The following is a 509-nucleotide window of genomic DNA, read 5'->3' as shown; positions in this document are numbered from 1 at the left end:
ATTGGTAGGCCGCAAAAAGTCGATCGTAGATCGGCCCGGGCAGGCCGTTGCCAACCGGCTTGCCATCCAGACGGGTAACTGCCAGCACCTCTTTGCTGGCGGATGTCAGCAGCAACTCGTCTGCACGCTCCACGTCAGCACGCACCAGCGGCCGCAGCCCGAAAGGCAGGCCGAGTTCGCGGCACAGCCGCTCCATGAGCCCATATCGGATACCTTCCAGTACCGACTCGTTGCGCGGAGTGCCCCAGATGGCGCCATCCTTGACAACCCAGACGTTGCTGGACGACGCCTCGGTCAGGGTGTCATCGCGAAAAAGGATGGTTTCCTGAGCATTCACGTCGGCGCTGACCTGGCGTGACAGAACCGCGCCGAGCAGGCTGGTGGACTTGATGTGGGCTTTGTGCCAACGGATGTCATTGGCGCTGACGCAGGTGGCGCCGTGCGCACGCACTTCTTGTGAAACCGGGCGCAGGCGACTGCACATGGCAAAGACGGTTGGCGTTACGTCG

1 protein-coding gene is annotated in these 509 nt (G+C 62.5%); it reads right to left on the bottom strand.

What is annotated here, in order from left to right; all coding sequences use genetic code 11:
- Positions 1–484 (bottom strand): aminotransferase class IV (locus ACMUOY_RS21040; protein WP_413894634.1); only part of this gene is annotated, 484 nt, incomplete at its 3' end.
- Positions 485–509: the final 25 nt, after the last annotated feature.

Origin of the sequence: Candidatus Skiveiella danica (assembly GCF_022705245.1) — a bacterium.
Classification (GTDB): domain Bacteria; phylum Pseudomonadota; class Gammaproteobacteria; order Burkholderiales; family Burkholderiaceae_C; genus Skiveiella; species Skiveiella danica.
Note: the sequence above shows the minus strand (reverse complement) of the source record. Positions and strands in the feature narration are given on the sequence as shown.